Origin of the sequence: Fluviicoccus keumensis (assembly GCF_004217445.1) — a bacterium.
GTDB classification, from domain to species: domain Bacteria; phylum Pseudomonadota; class Gammaproteobacteria; order Pseudomonadales; family Moraxellaceae; genus Fluviicoccus; species Fluviicoccus keumensis.
In genome coordinates, this window is record NZ_SHKX01000010.1 from 96,734 (window position 1) to 115,447 (window position 18,714).

At 58.8% G+C, this 18,714-nt stretch carries 14 protein-coding genes and 5 tRNA genes; all 19 read right to left on the reverse strand.

The genetic code is table 11. The features are described from left to right. Positions 1-158: 158 nt before the first annotated feature. A complete protein-coding gene (rpoC, locus tag EV700_RS01500) occupies positions 159-4,373 on the reverse strand; it encodes a DNA-directed RNA polymerase subunit beta' (protein WP_130410597.1) in 4,215 nt (1,404 codons plus the stop codon). Positions 4,374-4,440: 67 nt separating this feature from the next. Next, positions 4,441-8,511 (reverse strand): DNA-directed RNA polymerase subunit beta, encoded by a 4,071-nt coding sequence (gene rpoB, locus EV700_RS01505; RefSeq protein WP_130410598.1) that lies wholly within the window; start codon positions 8,509-8,511, stop codon positions 4,441-4,443. 263 nt (positions 8,512-8,774) lie between these two features. After that, the gene (rplL, locus tag EV700_RS01510) at positions 8,775-9,146 is read right to left on the reverse strand and encodes a 50S ribosomal protein L7/L12 (protein ID WP_130410599.1); all 372 of its coding nucleotides are present in this window, start codon (positions 9,144-9,146) and stop codon (positions 8,775-8,777) included. Between the two features lie 41 nt (positions 9,147-9,187). Then, the gene (rplJ, locus tag EV700_RS01515) at positions 9,188-9,691 is read right to left on the reverse strand and encodes a 50S ribosomal protein L10 (protein ID WP_130410600.1); all 504 of its coding nucleotides are present in this window, start codon (positions 9,689-9,691) and stop codon (positions 9,188-9,190) included. Positions 9,692-9,880: 189 nt separating this feature from the next. After that, positions 9,881-10,576 carry a 50S ribosomal protein L1 gene (gene rplA, locus EV700_RS01520; protein WP_130410601.1) on the reverse strand — a complete coding sequence of 232 codons (696 nt, stop codon included), beginning with the start codon at positions 10,574-10,576 and terminating at the stop codon, positions 9,881-9,883. 1 nt (position 10,577) lies between these two features. After that, complete coding sequence (gene rplK, locus EV700_RS01525) at positions 10,578-11,009, reverse strand: 50S ribosomal protein L11 (RefSeq protein ID WP_130410602.1); 432 nt, start codon at positions 11,007-11,009, stop codon at positions 10,578-10,580. 88 nt (positions 11,010-11,097) lie between these two features. Beyond that, positions 11,098-11,634 carry a transcription termination/antitermination protein NusG gene (gene nusG / locus EV700_RS01530; protein WP_130410603.1) on the reverse strand — a complete coding sequence of 179 codons (537 nt, stop codon included), beginning with the start codon at positions 11,632-11,634 and terminating at the stop codon, positions 11,098-11,100. An 11-nt stretch (positions 11,635-11,645) separates the two neighbouring features. After that, positions 11,646-12,032, reverse strand: coding sequence for a preprotein translocase subunit SecE (secE, locus tag EV700_RS01535; protein ID WP_130410604.1), 387 nt, complete (start codon positions 12,030-12,032; stop codon positions 11,646-11,648). Positions 12,033-12,058: 26 nt separating this feature from the next. Next, a tRNA-Trp gene (locus EV700_RS01540) sits at positions 12,059-12,134 on the reverse strand. A 42-nt stretch (positions 12,135-12,176) separates the two neighbouring features. Continuing rightward, positions 12,177-13,367 (reverse strand): elongation factor Tu, encoded by a 1,191-nt coding sequence (gene tuf, locus EV700_RS01545; RefSeq protein WP_130410593.1) that lies wholly within the window; start codon positions 13,365-13,367, stop codon positions 12,177-12,179. 84 nt (positions 13,368-13,451) lie between these two features. Beyond that, positions 13,452-13,527: transfer RNA gene (locus EV700_RS01550), tRNA-Thr, on the reverse strand. Positions 13,528-13,548: 21 nt separating this feature from the next. Beyond that, positions 13,549-13,622: transfer RNA gene (locus EV700_RS01555), tRNA-Gly, on the reverse strand. A gap of 8 nt (positions 13,623-13,630) precedes the next feature. Beyond that, positions 13,631-13,715, reverse strand: a tRNA-Tyr gene (locus EV700_RS01560). Between the two features lie 66 nt (positions 13,716-13,781). Beyond that, positions 13,782-13,857, reverse strand: a tRNA-Thr gene (locus EV700_RS01565). A 52-nt stretch (positions 13,858-13,909) separates the two neighbouring features. Then, positions 13,910-15,397 (reverse strand): anthranilate synthase component I, encoded by a 1,488-nt coding sequence (gene trpE, locus EV700_RS01570; protein WP_242610162.1) that lies wholly within the window; start codon positions 15,395-15,397, stop codon positions 13,910-13,912. A 143-nt stretch (positions 15,398-15,540) separates the two neighbouring features. Next, the gene (locus EV700_RS01575) at positions 15,541-16,215 is read right to left on the reverse strand and encodes a phosphoglycolate phosphatase (protein ID WP_130410605.1); all 675 of its coding nucleotides are present in this window, start codon (positions 16,213-16,215) and stop codon (positions 15,541-15,543) included. Between the two features lie 2 nt (positions 16,216-16,217). Continuing rightward, entirely contained in the window at positions 16,218-16,901 is a 684-nt protein-coding gene (gene rpe, locus EV700_RS01580) for a ribulose-phosphate 3-epimerase (RefSeq protein WP_130410606.1), read from the reverse strand. 15 nt (positions 16,902-16,916) lie between these two features. Then, positions 16,917-17,603: an N-acetylmuramate alpha-1-phosphate uridylyltransferase MurU gene (gene murU / locus EV700_RS01585; RefSeq protein ID WP_130410607.1), complete on the reverse strand. Its 687-nt coding sequence runs from the start codon at positions 17,601-17,603 to the stop codon at positions 16,917-16,919. Beyond that, positions 17,600-18,682 (reverse strand): aminoglycoside phosphotransferase family protein, encoded by a 1,083-nt coding sequence (locus tag EV700_RS01590; RefSeq protein ID WP_130410608.1) that lies wholly within the window; start codon positions 18,680-18,682, stop codon positions 17,600-17,602. Before EV700_RS01590 ends, murU begins: the two co-directional genes overlap by 4 nt. Positions 18,683-18,714: the final 32 nt, after the last annotated feature.

The following is an 18,714-nucleotide window of genomic DNA, read 5'->3' on the forward strand; positions in this document are numbered from 1 at the left end:
ACAAAACCCTCAAAAAGGAGATAGCCTTTTTGAGGGGTACAGATGATAGAGGCTGATCAACAAGCCGTCAATCTTAAAATTGCTGACGCAAATTTTGCACAAAAGACAGCAGTAAAAAGGGCGCATTGAATGCGCCCTTTTTACTAACCCTGGCGATGTTACTCGCCTTGGTTCAACGCCTCGGAAAGCGCTTGCTCGACATCGCTCATGCTGGGCGCTGCCGGTGCGGCTTCGGGCATCTGCTCTTCCATGCGCAGACGACGACGTTCCGCATGGTAAGCAAAGCCGGTGCCGGCCGGGATCAGACGACCCACCACCACGTTTTCCTTCAAACCACGCAGGTCGTCTTCCTTGCCGGTAACCGCCGCTTCCGTGAGGACGCGGGTGGTTTCCTGGAAGGACGCCGCCGAGATGAAGGAGTCGGTAGCCAGCGAGGCCTTGGTGATCCCCATCAGTACACGCTCGTAGCGTGCGGGGAACTTGCCTTCCGACAGAGCCTCCTCGTTCTCTTCCAGCATGCGCGAGTATTCCACTTGCTCGCCCTTGATGAAGGAGGTATCACCGCCATCCAGAATGTCAGCCTTGCGCAGCATCTGACGGATAATGACTTCAATGTGCTTGTCATTGATCCGCACGCCTTGCAGACGGTACACATCCTGAACTTCGTTGACGATGTACGAAGCCAGCGCGGTTTCACCCTTCAGGCGCAGGATGTCATGCGGGTTTTGCGGGCCATCGGAGATCACTTCGCCACGCTGCACGCGCTCACCTTCGAACACGTTGATCTGACGCCACTTCGGAATCAGCTCTTCGTAGATATCCGAGCCGTCATCCGGCGTAATGATCAGGCGGTGCTTACCCTTAGTTTCCTTACCAAAGCTGATGATGCCGCTCTTTTCAGCCAGGATCGCATGTTCCTTCGGCTTACGGGCTTCGAACAGGTCGGCCACACGCGGCAGACCGCCGGTGATGTCACGGGTCTTCGACGATTCTTGCGGAATACGACCGATAACATCACCAATGCCGACAATCGCACCATCCTGCAGGCTGGTAATGGCCAACGCAGGCAGGAAGTACATGACCGGCTGGTCAGAGCCTTCCAGGCGCAATTGGTTGCCGTGCTCATCCGTCAAAGCGATAGCCGGGCGCAGATCCTTACCCGCCGCCGGACGATCCTTCGGATCGATAATTTCGATGTTGGTCAGGCCGGTCAGTTCGTCGGTCTGATGACGTACCGTGATGCCTTCATCCATGTGCGCGAACTTCACGCGACCCGCCACTTCGGTGACGATCGGGTGGGTGTGCGGATCCCAGTTGGCGACGATCTGGCCTCCCTTCACTTCCTGGCCGTCCTTGACGGTGATCACGGCACCGTAAGGCAGCTTATAGCGCTCACGCTCGCGACCACGACTATCGGCCACACCGACTTCACCGGAACGGGACACGGCCACCAGGTTACCGTTGGCGTGCTGCACCGTCTTGATGTTGTGGAAGCGAACCGTGCCATCGTTACGGACCTGTACGCTCGAAATGGCGGAAGCCCGGCTCGCCGCACCACCGATGTGGAACGTACGCATGGTGAGCTGGGTACCCGGTTCACCAATGGACTGGGCCGCCATGACACCGATGGACTCACCGATGTTGACCTGATGGCCACGTGCCAGGTCACGGCCGTAGCACTTGGCGCACACGCCAAAACGGGTATCACAGGTAATCACGGAACGGGCGATGACCTCATCGACACCGGCCAGTTCCAGCTTTTCCACCCACTTTTCATCCAGCAAGGTTCCTGCGGGAGCAATGACTTCGTCATCGGAGCCAGGGATGATCACGTCCACGGCGGTCACACGACCCAGCACGCGCTCGCGCAGCGGCTCCACAACATCACCGCCCTGAATCAGCGGGGAGATCAGCAGGCCGTTCGTCGTGCCGCAATCGACCTGGGTAATCACCAGATCCTGGGCCACATCGACGAGACGACGGGTCAGGTAACCCGAGTTTGCGGTCTTCAACGCGGTATCGGCCAGACCCTTACGGGCGCCGTGGGTCGAGATGAAGTACTGCAGAACGGTCAGACCTTCACGGAAGTTCGCCTTGATGGGCGTTTCAATGATGGAGCCGTCGGGCTTGGCCATCAGGCCGCGCATACCGGCCAGCTGACGAATCTGTGCCGCGCTACCCCGGGCGCCGGAGTCGGCCATGATGAAGATCGAGTTGAACGACTTCTGGCTTTCTTCTTCACCCTGCTTGTTGATCACCTTCTCGGTGGACAGGTTGTCCATCATCGCCTTCGCCACCAGTTCGTTGGCGCGGGACCAGATATCGACGACCTTGTTATAGCGTTCGCCGGCGGTGACCAGACCGGAACCGAATTGGGATTCGATTTCACGGACTTCGTCTTCCGCCGCGCCGATCAGGGTGCCCTTCTGGGGCGGGATGACCATGTCTTCCATACCGACGGAGACGCCGGAATACGTCGCTTGACGGAAACCGAGATACATCAGCTGGTCGGCAAAAATCACGGTGTCCTTCAGCCCCAGCGTGCGATAGCTGGTGTTGATGAGCTTCGAGATGTTCTTCTTGGTCATCGGCTGGTTGATGATGCTAAACGGCAGGCCTTCCGGCACGATGTCCCACAACATGCAACGACCGGGGGTGGTATCAGCGATGAACGTGCGCTCGTTACGCTGGCCTTCGTCATCGATGGTCACTTCACGAATGCGGACCTTGACGCGGGCGTGCAAGGCCACTGCCTTGTTGCCCAAGGCGCGGGTCACTTCCGCGAAGTCAGCGAAGACCATGCCTTCGCCCTTGGCGTTCACGCGGTCACGGCTGATGTAGTACAACCCCAACACCACGTCCTGGGACGGCACGATGATCGGATCACCGTTGGCGGGCGACAGGATGTTGTTGGTCGACATCATCAGCGCGCGCGCTTCCAGCTGGGCTTCCAGCGTCAGCGGCACGTGCACGGCCATCTGGTCACCGTCGAAGTCGGCGTTGAAGGCGGTACAGACCAGCGGATGCAGCTGAATGGCCTTGCCTTCAATCAGCACCGGCTCGAAAGCTTGCAGGCCCAAACGGTGCAGGGTCGGGGCGCGGTTCAGCATGACGGGATGTTCGCGGATCACTTCGGCGAGGATATCCCACACCTCGGCGGTTTCGCGCTCAACCATCTTCTTGGCCGCCTTGATGGTGGTAGCCAGACCCTTGCTTTCCAGTTTGGCGAAGATAAAGGGCTTGAACAGTTCCAGCGCCATCTTCTTCGGCAGGCCGCACTGATGCAGGCGCAGCGTCGGACCGACCACGATCACGGAGCGGCCGGAGTAGTCGACGCGTTTACCGAGCAGGTTCTGACGGAAGCGGCCTTGCTTACCCTTGATCATGTCAGCCAGCGACTTCAGCGGACGCTTGTTCGAACCGGTGATGGCGCGACCGCGACGGCCGTTGTCCAGCAGGGCGTCAACCGCTTCCTGCAGCATGCGCTTTTCATTGCGCACGATGATATCCGGCGCGCTCAGCTCAAGCAGACGCTTCAGACGGTTGTTACGGTTGATGACGCGGCGGTACAGATCGTTCAGGTCGGAGGTCGCGAAACGACCGCCGTCCAGCGGCACCAGCGGGCGCAGATCCGGCGGCAGCACCGGCAGCACGGTCATGACCATCCACTCCGGCTTGTTGCCGGAACCCAGGAAGGACTCCATCAGCTTCAGGCGCTTGGACAGCTTCTTCAGCTTGGTTTCCGAGGTGGTCTGCGGAATTTCTTCACGCAGGCGGGTCACTTCGGCTTCCAGGTCGATTTCCTTCAACAGGGCCTGAATGGCTTCGGCGCCCATCTTGGCGTCGAATTCATCCCCGTATTCTTCCAGGGCGGTGTAATAGTCTTCGTCAGACAGCAGCTGACCCTTTTCCAGCGGGGTCATGCCCGGCTCGATAACGACGAAGCTTTCGAAATAGAGCACGCGTTCGATATCACGCAGCGTCATGTCCAGCATCAGGCCGATACGGGATGGCAGCGACTTCAGGAACCAGATGTGCGCGGTCGGCGAAGCCAGCTCGATGTGGCCCATACGCTCACGGCGAACCTTGGTCAGCGTCACTTCGACGCCGCACTTTTCGCAGATGATGCCGCGGAACTTCATGCGCTTGTACTTACCGCACAGGCACTCGTAATCCTTGATCGGGCCAAAGATCTTGGCGCAGAACAAACCGTCACGCTCGGGCTTGAAAGTCCGGTAATTGATGGTTTCCGGCTTCTTCACTTCGCCGAAGGACCAGGAGCGGATCATGTCCGGCGAGGCCAGGCCGATGCGGATGCGGTCGAATTCGGCTTCCGGACCGTCTTTCTTCAACAGGTTCAGCAAATCTTTCATGGCATTCTTTCCAGCAAATCAGGTGAACGGAGGGAGGCGTTGCCGCCTCCCCGGCGCCGTTATGCGCTTAGTCGTTGTCCAGCTCGATATTGATACCGAGCGACCGGATTTCCTTGATCAGCACGTTGAAGGATTCGGGCATGCCCGGCTCCATGCGGTGATCGCCATCGACAATATTCTTGTAGATGCGGGTACGGCCGTTCACATCGTCCGACTTCACGGTCAGCATTTCCTGCAGGGTGTAGGTCGCGCCGTAGGCTTCCAGCGCCCACACTTCCATTTCCCCGAAGCGCTGGCCACCGAACTGCGCCTTACCACCCAGCGGCTGCTGAGTGACCAGGGAGTACGAACCTGTCGAACGGGCGTGCATCTTGTCGTCCACCAAGTGGTTCAGCTTCAGCATGTACATGTAGCCAACAGTCACGGGACGGTCAAAGCGCTCGCCGGTACGGCCGTCGTACAGCCACTGCTGGCCGGTTTCCGACTGATCGGCCAACTTCAGCAGGCCCTTGATTTCGCTTTCATGCGCGCCGTCGAACACTGGCGTCGCGATAGGCACGCCACCGCGCAGGTTGCCGGACATGCGCATGATTTCATCATCAGACAGCTCGTCGAGGCTTTCCTGTTCACCGCCGATCTTGTTGTAGATCTGGTCGAGGAACTCACGCAGCTCAGCGGCCTGACGATGCTCATCGAGCATCCTGCCGATCTTCCTGCCCAGACCCTTGGCGGCCCAGCCCAAGTGGGTTTCCAGGATCTGACCGACGTTCATACGCGACGGCACGCCCAGCGGGTTCAGTACGATATCGACCGGATCACCGTTCTCATCGTACGGCATGTCTTCCACCGGCATGATGACCGAGACCACACCCTTGTTACCGTGACGACCGGCCATCTTGTCGCCCGGCTGGATGCGGCGCTTCACGGCCAGGTAAACCTTCACGACCTTGAGGACGCCATGCGTCAGGTCGTCACCCGTAGTGATCTTGCGCTTCTTGTCTTCGAAACGGGCTTCAATTTCTTCTTCCCGTTCCTTCAGATAAGTCTGAACACGCTCCAGCTGTTCGCCAATGGCTTCTTCGGTCGGACGCAACTCGAACCACTTGTCGAAGGTCAGGGCATTCAAGCCCTCTTCCGTCAGGACGTCGCCCTTCTTGAAGCCGGCGCCGCCGTTAACGGTCTGGCCCTTCAGCAGGGGCAGCAGACGCGAACGGGCCGCTTCTTCGAAAATGCGGAACTCTTCCTTCAAGTCCTTGCGATAGGCATTCAGCTGTTCCTTTTCGATCGCCAGCGCACGGCTGTCCTTCTCGACACCGTCGCGGGTGAAGACTTGTACGTCAATGACCGTACCCTTAGTCCCTGACGGCACACGCAGGGAGCTGTCCTTCACGTCGGAAGCCTTTTCACCAAAGATGGCGCGCAGCAGCTTCTCTTCCGGGGACAGTTGGGTTTCGCCCTTCGGCGTTACCTTGCCCACCAGAATGTCGCCAGCGTTCACTTCGGCGCCGATGTAGATGATGCCGGACTCGTCGAGCTTGCTCAGCGCCGCTTCACCCACATTCGGAATGTCGGCGGTGATTTCCTCGGGACCCAGCTTGGTGTCACGGGCAATACAGGACAGTTCCTGAATGTGGATCGAGGTGAAACGGTCTTCCTGGACGACGCGCTCCGACAGCAGGATCGAGTCTTCGAAGTTGTAACCGTTCCAGGGCATGAACGCGACGCGCATGTTCTGGCCCAGCGCCAGTTCACCCAGGTCAACGGACGGGCCGTCAGCCAGGATGTCACCACGCGCCACCAGGTCACCACGATTCACGATCGGCTTCTGGTTGATGCAGGTGTTCTGGTTGGAGCGGGTGTACTTCGTCAGGTTGTAGATATCGACGCCAGCTTCGCCCGGAGTCATTTCATCGTCGTTGACACGAATGACGATACGGGCGGCATCGACGTAATCAATGGTACCGCCACGGGTGGCGGTCACGCAGACGCCGGAGTCACGGGCGACATAGCGCTCCATGCCGGTACCGACCAACGGCTTGTCAGCGCGCAGGGTGGGAACCGCCTGACGTTGCATGTTCGAACCCATCAAGGCGCGGTTCGCGTCATCATGTTCGAGGAACGGAATCAGCGAAGCCGCCGCAGACACCACCTGACGCGGCGAGATGTCCATGTGGGTCACTTTTTCCGGCGCCATCACCGTAAATTCGTTCTTGTAACGCACGGCCACCAGATCATCCAGCAACCGGTTCTCGGCATCCACGCGCGAGTCAGCCTGTGCAATCACACACTGGCTTTCTTCAATGGCGGACAGGTACTCGGACTCATCCGTTACCTGACCATTCACCACCTTGCGGTAGGGCGACTCCAGGAAACCGTAGTCATTGGCCTTGGCGTAAACAGCCAGTGAATTGATCAGGCCGATGTTCGGGCCTTCCGGCGTTTCAATGGGGCAGACGCGACCGTAGTGGGTCGGGTGCACGTCACGCACTTCAAAGCCGGCGCGCTCACGGGTCAAACCACCCGGGCCGAGGGCGGAAACACGACGCTTGTGCGTGATTTCCGACAGCGGGTTGTTCTGGTCCATGAACTGCGACAGCTGGCTGGAACCGAAGAATTCCTTGATCGCGGCGGACACCGGTTTGGCGTTGATCAGATCCTGCGGCATCAGGTTTTCACTCTCAGCCAGGCTGAGGCGTTCCTTGACGGCGCGTTCAACACGCACCAAGCCTACACGGAACTGGTTCTCGGTCATTTCACCGACACAACGGACGCGACGGTTGCCAAGGTGGTCAATATCATCCACCTCGCCCTTGCCGTTACGGATATCAATCAGCGTCTTCAGCACATCAACGATGTCCGCGCGGGACAGCGTGCCCTCACCCTTGTCATCGCCACGGCCAAGACGGCGGTTGAACTTCATGCGGCCGACAGCCGACAGGTCGTAACGCTCGGCGGTAAAGAACAGGTTCTTGAACAGGTTCTCCGCCGCATCCTTCGTGGGCGGCTCGCCGGGACGCATCATGCGGTAGATTTCGACCAATGCATCCAGTTCGGTGCGGGTCGGATCCACGCGCAGGGTGTCGGCAATGAACGGACCGCGATCCAGATCATTGGTATACAGCACCTCAAAAGCCTGGATGCCGGCCTTTTGCAGGCGGGTCAGCACTTCTGCCGTAATGACGGTGTTGCATTCACACACCAGTTCACCCGTTGCCGGATGCAGCAAGGTCTTGGCAACCACCTTGCCGTGCAGGTAGTCCGCCGGAATATCCAGATGGGTAATGCCGGCCTTCTCGATCTCGCGGATGTGCTTGGCGGTAATACGGCGGCCCAACTCGACAATGACCTTGTCCTTGCTTCGGATTTCCAAGGCGGCGGTCTCACCGCGCAGACGCTCGGGAATCAGGTCAAACTTGTAGCCTGATTCATCATGCGTGACCTTGGTGGTCTCGAAGAACATGCCCAGCACTTCATCAGAGCTGAAGCCCAGTGCGCGCAACAGGATGGTGGCGGCCAGCTTGCGACGGCGGTCAATACGAACATAAACGAGGTCCTTGGCGTCGAACTCGAAGTCCAGCCAGGAGCCGCGATAAGGGATGATACGGGCGTTGTACAACAGCTTGCCGGACGAGTGCGTCTTGCCCTTGTCGTGGTCAAAGAACACGCCAGGGCTGCGGTGCAGCTGGGAGACGATCACGCGCTCGGTACCGTTGATGATGAAGGTACCGTTATCCGTCATCAATGGGATTTCACCCATGTAGACTTCCTGCTCGCGGATGTCCTTGATGGTTTTCACCGAGGTTTCACGATCATAAATGATCAGACGGATCTTGACCCGCAGCGGAGCCGCATAGGTCAGACCGCGCAGGATGCACTCACGCACATCAAAGCCGGGATGCCCAAGATGGTATTCCACAAACTCCAGGGCAGCATTGCCGGAGTAGCTGACGATCGGGAAAACCGACTTGAAGGCCGCCTGAAGTCCGAGATCTTCACGGTTACGCGGCTTCTTGCCGTCCTGCAGGAAGGCGCGGTAGGAGTCTACCTGTATCGCCAGCAGGTAAGGCACATCCATCAGCGTGGGCAGCTTGCCGAAATTCTTTCGGATGCGTTTTTTCTCGGTATATGAGTATGCCATCTGGAGTCCTCAGCTAGACTTAACTCTATCGGGTCACCGACGTGGGCCGGTGTCTGGGTGCCATGCGTGCGGGCTGCCGAAGCCATCCGCACTTCAAACTGTTCGCAACAAGCCAGTCATGCTTACTGCTTTCTACTGCCCTGTTGTCAAACAGTCTGCCTTGCATCATTTGCTGAAAACAGAAAAAGGCCGACGACTCTTGTTTAGTCGCCAGCCATTTTTTGCGCTGTCTTCAGCCGCAAGTAACCACCGGTATCGGCAGATTACTTGACGTCGGCAGTAGCGCCAGCTTCTTCCAGCTTCTTCTTGACAGAAGCAGCTTCGTCCTTGCTCACGCCTTCCTTAACGGTCTGCGGTGCGCCTTCAACCAGATCCTTGGCCTCCTTCAGGCCCAGGCCGGTAATTTCGCGGATAGCCTTAATCACGTTGACCTTGTTGGCGCCGAAGCTGGTCAGGATGACGTTGAATTCGGTCTGCTCTTCAACCACAGCAGCCGGGCCGGCAGCGGCCGGACCAGCAGCGACGGCAGCAGCCGACACGCCGAACTTTTCTTCAAAAGCCTTGATCAGTTCGACCAGTTCCATCACCGACTTTTCGGCAACGGCATTCAGGATTTCTTCATTGGACAGAGCCATGGTAATTCTCCACTAGGGTATGGTTCAAAATCGGGCGGAAATCAGGCGGCAGCTTCCAGCTTCTCTTTGAGAGCTGTAAACAGACGGCCAAACTTCGAAACAGGCGCTTGCAGCACGGATGCCAGCATGGTCAGTGCACCTTCGCGGTTCGGCAGGCTGGCGATAACGTCAATCTGCTTCGCGTCGTAACGCTGACCATTCAGGGCCAGAGCCGTGACTTCCATCTTCTGGTTGTCTTTGGCAAAGTCCTTGAACAGGCGGGCTGCCGCGCCCATGTCGTTTTCCGACAGGGACAGGCCAATAATGGTGGGGCCAACGAGGTCGTCGTTCAGGCAGGCGAAGGAAGTGCCTTCCACAGCGCGGCGTGCGAGCGTGTTACGAACCACACGCACGTACACTTGCTGTTCACGGGCCTTTTCGCGCAGCTTGGTCAACTGACCAACCGTCAAACCACGATAATTGGCTACCACTGCAGAGAAAGCACCGGAGGCGACTTTATTCACCTCGGCAACGATCTCTTTCTTGTCCTCTAACTTCAGAGTCACAGTAACCTCCTAACTATTGAATGCCGACAGAATATCGGCGTTCACGCGGGGGTTAGCGTTAACTGAACCACACCGCGTCTACGCAGGCTGCTTGCGCAATTACGCACTTTCGTGCACCTGAGGTCTTTGACGCCTAATGCGTAACAAAGTCCTGGGTCGGGAATATCCCGAAATTCTACAACCGCCCTATCAGGCGGTCAGGGATGCCTGATCAATCGCGAGACCCGGGCCCATGGTGGTGGACAAGGTCACTTTCTTGACATAAACACCCTTGGACGTGGCGGGCTTGGCCTTCTTCAGGTCAGCCACCAGCGCCTCAACGTTCTGCTTGATGGCTTCAGCGGAGAAACCCACTTGACCGACCGGAGCATGAATGATGCCGCCCTTGTCGACGCGATAACGCACCTGACCGGACTTGGCATTCTTCACGGCAGTGGCGACATCAGCAGTCACCGTGCCAACCTTCGGATTGGGCATCAGGCCGCGGGGGCCGAGGATGGTACCCAGCTTACCGACAACGCGCATGGCATCCGGGGTCGCAATCACGACATCGAAATTCATCTCACCGCCCTGGATGGCGGTCGCCAGATCGTCAAAACCGACGATATCAGCACCGGCAGCCTTGGCCGCTTCAGCGTTGGCGCCTTGAGCGAACACGGCGACGCGAACCGTCTTACCCGTACCGGCCGGCAGCACGGATGCGCCACGGACAACCTGGTCAGACTTACGCGGATCAACACCGAGGTTCACGGCGACGTCGATGGATTCCTTGAATTTTGCAGCAGGCAGCGTGTTCAGCAGATTAACCGCTTCTTCAATGCTGTATGCCTTGCCCGGTTGGATCTGGGCGCGAATAGCTTGTTGACGCTTGCTCAGCTTGGCCATCTTATACGCCCTCCACATCCAGACCAATGGAACGAGCCGAACCGGCAATCGTACGAACCGCAGCATCCACATCAGCAGCCGTCAGGTCAGGCTTCTTCAGGGCAGCGATTTCTTCCAGCTGGGCACGGGTCACCTTGCCAACCTTTTGGGTATTCGGGCGCGGCGAACCACTCTTGATACCGGCAGCCTTCTTCAGCAGGAAGGTTGCAGGAGGCGTCTTCATGATGAAGGTGAAGGAGCGATCGCTGTAAACAGTAATCACGACCGGAATCGGCATGCCGGGTTCCAGCTTTTGGGTAGCGGCGTTAAATTCCTTACAGAACGCCATGATGTTCACACCACGCTGGCCCAAGGCAGGACCAATGGGGGGAGAGGGATTGGCTTTGCCAGCCGGGATTTGCAGCTTGACGTAAGCGTCAATCTTCTTGGCCATTTCAGACTCCGTGGGTACAAGCGCCGTTAGGCTCCCCGTTAACGAACAAAAACGGGCCGACCCTTAGCCGACCCGTACAAGCACCACATCAAACTGCCTTTTCGACCTGATTGAATTCCAGATCAACAGGAGTGGCGCGACCGAAAATCATCACCGCTACACGCAGGCGATTCTTTTCATAATTCACTTCTTCCACAACACCATTGAAGTCCGCGAACGGACCATCAACCACGCGAACCACTTCGCCCGGCTCAAACAAAGTCTTCGGACGAGGTGCATCAGCGTTTTGGCGCAAGCGACTGAGAATGGCATCAGCCTCACGATCGGTAATCGGAGCCGGCTTATCCGCCTTGCCACCGATGAATCCCATCACTTTGGGACAATCCTTGACCATGTGCCAAGTGTCATCGTTCATCTCCATATGAACCAGCACATAACCCGGAAAGAACTTACGCTCACTTTTCCGCTTGACGCCGTTCTTCATTTCCACGACTTCTTCCGTGGGAACGAGAACCTCACCAAAGAAATGCTCCATGCCGGAACGACGAATGCGCTCCTGCAAGGAACGCATAACCTGCTTTTCGAAGCCCGAATAGGCGTGGACAATGTACCAGCGCTTGCTCATTTATGCTTTACCTAGCCGATAATGGCGGAAATCATCCAGCCAAACAGGGTATCAAGCCCCCAAAGAACCAAGGACATAACAACCACGACCGCCAAGACGATCAGCGTTGTCTGCCAGGTTTCTTCCGGCTTCGGCCACGTTACACGCTTGGCCTCAACCTGAGCTTCCTTGAGCAACTTGACGAATCCACGCCCCTGGGAGGTAGTCAGCAGCACGAATGCAGCCGCAATACCCGCCACAACCAAAAGTGCGATACGCACCCAGACAGGAACCTGAGGCAACACTTCGGGAGCATAGCGATTACCCAGAGTCGCCACGATCAACAGCACGATCGCGGAGATCCACTTCAGGACATTCGCGCCGCCGCTGGCATTGGTGATTTCAGCTTGTGTGGTCATAAACCGTCAGCTTGACTTGGGTATGATGGCAGGCCAGGAGGGACTCGAACCCCCAACACCCGGTTTTGGAGACCGGTGCTCTACCAATTGAACTACTGGCCTAAACTGATATGCAGCGCCGCCCTTGGGCGGCGCCCGCACAACTTACTTGATGATCTTGGCCACAACACCCGCGCCGACGGTGCGACCGCCTTCACGGATAGCGAAGCGCAGGCCTTCATCCATCGCGATCGGGTGGATCAGCTCCACCGTCATCTGGATGTTGTCGCCCGGCATCACCATCTCAACACCTTCCGGCAGTTCGATGGAGCCAGTCACGTCCGTGGTACGGAAGTAGAACTGAGGACGATAGCCCTTGAAGAACGGAGTATGACGACCGCCTTCTTCCTTGCTCAGCACATACACTTCGGAAACGAAGTTGGTGTGCGGCTTGATGCTGTTCGGCTTGGCCAGAACCTGACCGCGCTGAATGTCTTCGCGCTTGATGCCGCGCAGCAGCACGCCGACGTTTTCACCGGCGCGGCCTTCGTCCAGCAGCTTGCGGAACATTTCAACACCGGTACAGGTGGACTTGACGGTATCCTTGATACCGACGATTTCCACTTCTTCACCAACCTTGATGATGCCGCGCTCGACGCGACCGGTCACCACGGTGCCGCGGCCGGAAATCGAGAACACGTCTTCGATCGGCAGCAGGAACGGCTGGTCAATGGCGCGGGTCGGCTCAGGAATGTAGGAATCCAGAGTCTCGACCAGCTTCAGGATGGCGGGAACGCCAAACTTGCCATCGGAACCATTCAGGGCTTCCAGGGCGGAACCACGAATGATCGGGGTGTCGTCACCAGGGAAGTTGTACTTGTTCAGCAGGTCGCGAACTTCCATTTCCACCAGTTCCAGCAGCTCTTCGTCATCGACCATGTCGCACTTGTTCAGGAACACGACGATGTACGGCACACCAACCTGACGGGACAGGAGGATGTGTTCGCGGGTCTGCGGCATGGGGCCGTCAGCAGCGGAGCAAACCAGGATAGCACCGTCCATCTGGGCGGCACCGGTGATCATGTTCTTCACATAGTCAGCGTGACCCGGGCAGTCAACGTGCGCGTAGTGACGGATCGGCGACAGGTATTCCACGTGCGCGGTGTTAATCGTAATACCGCGGGCGCGTTCTTCGGGAGCAGCGTCGATCTGGTCGTACGCCTTGGCTTCACCGCCATACACTTTCGCGCAAATGGTGGTGATGGCAGCCGTCAGGGTGGTCTTGCCGTGGTCAACGTGACCAATGGTGCCGACGTTTACGTGCGGCTTATCGCGTTCAAACTTAGCCTTTGCCATGACAACTCTCCCTCGTGGGTGATCTAGCCAAACATTTCTATTAACAACAAAGGCAGAAGCGGCGTTCGCCGTCTGCCTGGAATATGGAGCTCATAACCGGATTTGAACCGGTGACCTCTTCCTTACCAAGGAAGTGCTCTACCGACTGAGCTATATGAGCGCTACTCTTTTTCAACCAACCTGGAGCGGGTGGCGGGAATCGAACCCGCACTATCAGCTTGGAAGGCTGAAGTTCTACCACTAAACTACACCCGCGCATAAAGTGGTGGTGGGGGAAGGATTCGAACCTTCGAAGGCTGAGCCGTCAGATTTACAGTCTGATCCCTTTGACCGCTCGGGAACCCCACCAACGCGAGGCTGGATATTCTCTGGATTTCACCGAAGCTTGTCAAGAGATTTTCCACCTGTTTTTCGTGGTGCCGGCAGTGGGACTCGAACTCACGACCTACTGATTACAAGTCAGTTGCTCTACCAACTGAGCTATACCGGCTTAAACGAAAAACGTGCCGCATTATACGTGTTCGGCACGCGCATTCAATGGCTTACTGCTTAATTTTTAAGTGATTGGACGCCAATTCCGCTGCACGAATACAGGCGCGCGCCTTGTTCATGGTTTCCAGCCATTCCATTTCGGGTATTGAATCCGCCACAACCCCCGCCCCGGCCTGAACGTGCATCAATCCGTCCTTGAGAACAGCCGTGCGGATCGCGATGGCCGTATCCATTTCACCGTTCCAACCCAGATAGCCGACAGCCCCGCCATAGACTCCGCGCTTGACCGGCTCCAGTTCATCAATAATTTCCATGGCCCTGACCTTGGGCGCACCGGACAATGTTCCGGCAGGGAGCGTGGCACGGAGCACATCCATCGAGGAGACCCCTTCCTTCAGGACCCCCTCGACATTGGAGACGATGTGCATGACGTGCGAATAACGCTCAATCACCATTTTTTCCGTGACCGTGACCTGACCGACCTGACTGACGCGTCCGGCATCGTTGCGTCCAAGATCGATCAGCATCAGGTGCTCGGCAATCTCCTTGGGATCCGCCAGTAATTCGGCCGCCAGGGCATGATCATGTTCCGGCGTCCGCCCGCGCGGCCGGGTTCCGGCGATGGGACGCACGGTTACCCGGCCTCCCTGAACCCTGGCGAGGATTTCCGGACTTGAACCGACAATGTGGGCATTGCCGAAATTGACGAAATACATGTACGGGGAAGGATTGAGATGCCTGAGCGCGCGGTATAGCGCCATCGGCGAATGCCCATAGGGCGCCGTCAGACGTTGGGAAGGCACCACCTGCATGACATCCCCGGCGAGTATGTATTCCTTGATGTGGTTGACCCCCGCCTTGAACGCCTCCTCACCGAATCCGGACCGGAAATCACTTTCACGGGTCGGCGGAGCATCCGTCATCGGCCCGCTGAGACCGGCGGCAGTCCGCAAGCGGTGAGACAACTGCTCCAGGCGTTCCAGCGCCCGGGCATAGGCATTGGCCTCGGCGGGATCGGCGTGCGTGATCAGGTAAATGCTTTCCTTGAGGTTGTCAAAAACGATGACTTCCTCTGACAGCATCAACTGGATGTCAGGCATGCCGATCGGATCGGGTTTGCTGACCGAGGCGAGCTTCTTTTCAACATACCGCACGCAGTCATAACCGAAATACCCGACCAGGCCACCGGTAAACCGGGGCATGTTCTCGACCACCGGCACTTTGAACTGGGCCTGGTATTCCTCGATGAATGACAAGGGGTCTTCGGTGCGGACATCGTCCTGCAGGATATCGCCTTCATAGAGCTGGACGCTGTGACCGGTCACGGACAATCGTCGACGGGACGGTAAACCGATGATGGAATAACGCCCCCACCGCTCTCCGCCGTGAACGGACTCGAAGAGATAGCTGTAAGGCTGGTTGGCGACCTTGAGGTAAACGGACAACGGCGTATCCAGATCCGCCAGCAACTCCAGGGCGACGGGAATACGGTTGTAGCCCTGACGGGCGAATTCGGCAAACTGCTCGTGGGAAATCATGGCAATGACCTTTGCAACATAATGGCGGACAGGGGTTAGGCGCGCAACACGTACGGGGAAATCACCATCGCCAGCGGAAAACAGGGGTCATTGCCACTTCTGCCTATATAAAGGATTTACGTTAATGGAACTTGCCCCGGGAATCAAGCCGGGGCGCGGTCAAGCAGGACACCGAGATGCGGCACGATCCAGGTTGGCTCACAGGCCTCGATCGGCTCGCCGTGATTGTAACCGTATGGCAGCGCGACACAGGGAACCCCCGCCGCACGCGCGGCCTCGACATCGTTGCGGGAGTCGCCCAGCATCAAGGCTTCGCCGGGCCGGGTGCCGAAATGGCGCAGGCAGTGTTGCAGCGGTTCCGGATGGGGCTTTTTGTGCGGCAAGGTGTCGCCGCCGACCAGCAACTGGAAATCGTCCAGACAATCCAGGGCTTCGAGCAAGCCCTTGGCGGGCGCGTACGGTTTATTGGTCACGCAGGCCAGCGGGATGCCCGCCTGACGGCAGGCCTTGAGGAATTCGGGCACGCCTTCGTAAAAGCGGCTGAACTGACAGACCGCCTGCTGATAATGCCGCATGAACCCGGCCAGCAATCCGTCATGAAGTCCCGCCGGATGCTGCCCGGCTTCCAGTACGCAATAGACCAGCCGCGAGGCGCCGCGTCCGACCCAGTTGCGCACCTGCAACTGGCTGACCCTGGCGAGGCCCAGATCGTCCAGCGCCAGATTCAGGCAATGATGAATGTCGGCGGCCGAATCGACGAGGGTGCCGTCGAGGTCGCACATCACCAGTTTCGGGGTGAATCCGATCAGGCTGAACATGGTCAGGCCTGCAGAGCGCCAACCAGCGCCAGCTCCGCGCGCATCGCGCTGACGGCGGCGCGATAATCCCCGGCCCCGAAAATGGCGGAACCGGCGACAAAGGTATCCGCGCCCGCCTCGGCGATCTGGCGGATGTTCTTCGCGGTAACTCCGCCATCCACTTCCAGCCGGATGGGCAAACCGCTGGCATCGATCAACCGGCGCGCTTCCATCAGCTTGTCGAGCGTCTTGGGGATGAACTGCTGGCCGCCAAAGCCGGGGTTGACGCTCATCAGCAGCACCATGTCGACCTTGTCGAGCACATAATCCAGATAGTGCAGCGGCGTGGCGGGATTGAAGACCAGCCCGGCCTCGCAGCCGCCGCTGCGGATCAGTTGCAGCGAACGGTCAATGTGATCGGAGGCTTCCGGATGGAAGGTGATGTAGGTGGCTCCGGCTTCGATGAAGTCGCCGATGATGCGGTCGACCGGCGACACCATCAGGTGCACGTCGATCGGCGCGGTGACGCCATACTTGCGCAGCGCCTTGCAGACCATCGGGCCGACGGTCAGGTTCGGCACATAGTGGTTGTCCATGACATCGAAGTGGACGATGTCGGTTCCGGCTTCGAGCACGGCATCGACTTCCGCCCCGAGACGGGCAAAGTCGGCGGAGAGGATGGACGGAGCCAGCAGGTAGTCACGCATATCTAGATTCCTGAATCAGAGTTGGCTGGCGCGGATGGCGTCATCCAGCGCCTGGAGGCGTTCGGGGGTTCCCACATCGACCCAGGGGCCGGGATGATATTCGCCACTGACGCGTCCGGCGGCAATGGCCTGACGCAGCAGCGGCGCCAGAGGAGCCTTGCCCGGCGACAGACCGTCAAACAATCGGGGCGACATGAGGCTGATCCCGGCAAAGGTGTACTTCTCCTCCCCTTGCGGCCGGATCAGCCCGGCGTCTGAAGTCCGTTCAAACGCAAAATCGCCGCCCGGATGCTGGGGCGGATTGTCGACCAGCAGCAGGTGCGCCAGCCGGTCCGCCAGCACGCGGGCGCGCAGGCGGGTGAAGTCGTAGCGCAACCAGATGTCGCCGTTGACCAGCAGGAAGGGATCTTGACCCAGCAACGGCAGGGCTTGAACGATGCCGCCCGCCGTTTCCAGCGGTTCGCCTTCATCCGACCAGGCGATATTCACACCCAGCGCCGAACCGTCACCCAGCGCCTCGTGCAGACGCTCACCCAGCCAAGCGGTATTGATGACGAGATCGGTGACACCAACCGCCTTCAACGCCTCGATGTGCCAGACGATCAGGGGCTTGCCGCCCACCGCCAGCAGCGGCTTGGGCGTGGTCAGCGTCAGCGGCCGCATGCGGTTACCCAGACCGGCGGCAAGGATCATCGCTTTCATGCGACGCTCCCCGCCACATGCGCCAGCCACGGTTGCGCGGCGGGATTCTTCGCCAGATAGGCGGGAACCACCCGCACCAGCACCCAATCGCGGAATGCAGCCAGCTCCGGATAAGCTCCGATTTCATCCACCAGATACTTGAAGACCAGCGGGATGTCATTGAGGTAGCCGTGCTTGCCGTCGCGCAGGCTGAGACGCGCGAAGATACCAAGCACCTTGAGGTGACGCTGCGCGCCCATCCAGTCGAACCAGGCCTGGAAAGCCGCGCTATCGACATCCGCAGCAATTTGTCCGGCGGCCAGCAGCTTCTGCCGGAAGATTTCCACCCAGCCGTTAACCCGGTCGGCGGGCCATTCGACATAGGCATCGCGCAACAGCGACACCAGGTCGTAGGTGATGGGGCCGGTCACCGCATCCTGGAAGTCGATGACGCCGAGACGGCCGGTAGGCAGCACCATCAGGTTGCGGGAATGATAATCGCGATGGACAAAGACGATCGGCTGCGCCAGAACGGCCTGGGCGATGCGGTCGCAGACGCCGTCCACCAGCGCGGTCTCCTCCGCCGTCAGATCCAGCGTCAAGTAACGGCCAAGGAACCAGTCGCGGAACAGCGACATCTCGGTCATCAGCCGGGCATGGTCGTAGGGCGGCAGCGGGTAGTCGTCCGGCTGCGGGCTGGACAGCAGGTGCAGCAGTTCGTCCATGGCCTGACCATAGAGTTCGTCCACCGAATCATCATTCAGACAGGGACGCAGCAAGGTGTCGCCCAGGTCGCTCAGCAGCATGAAGCCCTGCTCGAAATCGACGGCGAGGACTTCCGGCACATGCACCTGATGCGCGAACAGCGCACGGGCAATGGCGACGAAGGGGCGGGAGTTTTCCTTGTCGGGCGGCGCGTCGACGCAGATCAGGCTGCCCTGCCCGTGCTGCAGGCGGAAGTAGCGGCGGAAGCTGGCGTCGCCGGACACGATGTCCAGGGCTTCGGCGGGCGTGAACGGGGTATGGGCGCGGACCCAGCCGGCCGACCACGCACAAAGGGCGTCGCGGCGTTGATCGACAGCGATGGCGCAATCTTCCATTACAAAAACTCATGGCTGAAAGGGACGAAGTT